This is a genomic window from Meiothermus luteus (genome assembly GCF_003574085.1).
GTDB lineage: Bacteria > Deinococcota > Deinococci > Deinococcales > Thermaceae > Meiothermus > Meiothermus luteus.
Window position 1 is genome coordinate 1 of record NZ_QWKZ01000194.1, and the last position, 1,922, is coordinate 1,922.

At 63.8% G+C, this 1,922-nt stretch carries 3 protein-coding genes; 2 read left to right on the plus strand and 1 reads right to left on the minus strand.

Going from position 1 to position 1,922, the window contains the following annotated elements; translation table 11 throughout:
• Positions 1–1,160, minus strand: a 1,160-nt coding sequence (locus Mlute_RS15160; protein ID WP_147371138.1) for a YifB family Mg chelatase-like AAA ATPase, incomplete at its 3' end; no start/stop codon positions are given.
• A gap of 59 nt (positions 1,161–1,219) precedes the next feature.
• On the opposite strand from Mlute_RS15160, the gene Mlute_RS15165 reads away from it, so the two are divergent.
• Both Mlute_RS15165 and Mlute_RS15170 read left to right on the plus strand, forming a co-directional pair.
• Positions 1,220–1,489: a hypothetical protein gene (locus Mlute_RS15165; RefSeq protein ID WP_245959006.1), complete on the plus strand. Its 270-nt coding sequence runs from the start codon at positions 1,220–1,222 to the stop codon at positions 1,487–1,489.
• On the plus strand, positions 1,486–1,922 hold a 437-nt coding region (locus Mlute_RS15170), incomplete at its 3' end, for an ROK family protein (protein WP_119361335.1). The genes Mlute_RS15165 and Mlute_RS15170, both read left to right, overlap by 4 nt.

Consider the following 1,922-nt stretch of genomic DNA (forward strand, 5'->3'; position numbering starts at 1 on the left):
TACCCCGGAAGAGAAGCAGGCGGTAGCAAGGGAACTGGTGGAGAAGGTGACGGTAAGGCCAGGTGAGGGAGAGGTTGAGATAGAGGTGCGTTACAGGTTTGGGCAGATTGCACCTCACACGGGCAGGGGTTCATGGCCGCCACCAGGAGAAACCGGGCTGGGTAGGTGAAGCTGGCCCGGGCCCTCGAGATGGTCACCACCCCGTCTTCCAGCGGCTGGCGGAGCACTTCTAGGGCGTCGCGGGAAAACTCGGGGAACTCGTCCAGGAACAACACCCCCCGGTGGGCCAGCGAGATCTCGCCGGGTTTGGGGATGGTGCCCCCGCCAATCAGCCCGGCATCCGAGACGGTGTGGTGGGGGCTGCGGAAGGGTGGGGTTTTGATTAGGCCTTGCATCTGGCGTCCGGCTGCCGAGTGGATGCGGGTGACCTCGAGGGCCTCCTCTGGACCTAGCGGCGGCAGCAGGCCCGGCAGCCGTTTCGCCAACATGGTCTTTCCTGATCCAGGGCTCCCGCTCATGAGGAGGTGGTGGCCCCCCGCGGCGGCAATTTCCAGGGCCCGCTTGGCCTTGGCCTGGCCCTTTACATCTAGAAGGTCCAGGAGGGGCTCGGCCTCGCTTTGTGCGGGGCTCGAGCGGGTCAAGCAAAGCTTTTCCTGTCCCAAGAGGAAACGCACCAATACGCTCAGATGGGCTGCACCGTAGGCTTCCACCCCCTCTACCAGCGCGGCCTCCGAAGCTGAGGCCTCGGGCAAGAGGAGCTTGTGCCCCTCCCGCAGGGCCCCCAGCGCTAGGTTCACCGCGCCGGGCACCGGCCGCAATTCCCCATCCAACCCCAGCTCTCCGGCTGCGGCAAAGCCCTGAAGGGCTCCCAACGGCAGTGAGCCCATCGCGGCGAGCAGGCCTAGGGCGATGGGCAAGTCGTAGTGGGTGCCCTCTTTGCGGACTTCGGCAGGGGCCAGGTTGATCACAATGCGCCCTTGGGGATAGGGGAAACCGGTGTTCTTTAGGGCTGCCCTCACCCGCTCGCGCGATTCTTCTACGGCTTTGTCGGGCAGGCCCACCACCACGTAGAAGGGCATACCCGGGGAGACATCCACCTCAACCGTAATGGGCAGGGCCTCTAGGCCGAATAGGCTGTAGGTGCGAACCTGGGCCAGCATAATTCGCCTTTTAGCTTACCTGCAAGCGGTATGGTGGGGGTTGTTATGCTTATAGGGCGATGGATGGCCTCGAGCAGAACCCGCCCCGGCGGCTTGTGGGTGAGGTGGTCTATGTGCTTTTCCTCTTCGCGCCTAGGGTGGTGGCCGAGGGGGTTCGGGCCCGGCTGGAGGCGCGGCGGATTCCGGTTTATCTGGAAACCCCCTTTCTGGGCCTCCCGGAGGCCTATCTGGGCACCTACACCGGTGGGGTGGGCCTTTGGGTGCCCGAAGCCCTGTATCAAGAGGCCGTGCTTATCATTGAGCGGGATAGCCAAGGAGAACCGTCATGAGCGTAGTGGGGATAGACCTAGGTGGGACCAAGATAATGGCCGGGGTGCTCAAGAAGGGAACCATCCGGGCAAGGATAACCGTTCCTACCCCCGAGGAAGGAGGCCAGGCGGTAGTGCAGGCCATGGCCGAGGCAGCCCGGGCCGCCATTGAGGAAAGCAAGGAGGAGGTGAAGGCCATCGGCTTGGGCACCCCAGGGCCCCTTGATTTCAGGCGAGGGCGCATCAAGTTTACCCCCAACATTGCCAACTTCAACGATTTTCCTATCGTGGAGCGCCTGGAGGAGGCCACCGGCTTGAAGGTCTACATGGAGAACGACGCCAACGCCGCGGCCTTAGCGGAGCACATCCTAGGGGCTGCCCAAGGGGCTGAGAGCAGCCTTTTCATGACCGTGTCCACTGGGGTGGGGGGAGGGTTCGTCTGGGGCAACCGGGT

Coding starts and splice junctions, on each gene's coding strand:
- Mlute_RS15165 (WP_245959006.1), top strand. CDS start 1,220: ATGGATGGCCTCGAGCAGAACCCGCCCCGGCGGCTTGTGGGTGAGGTG.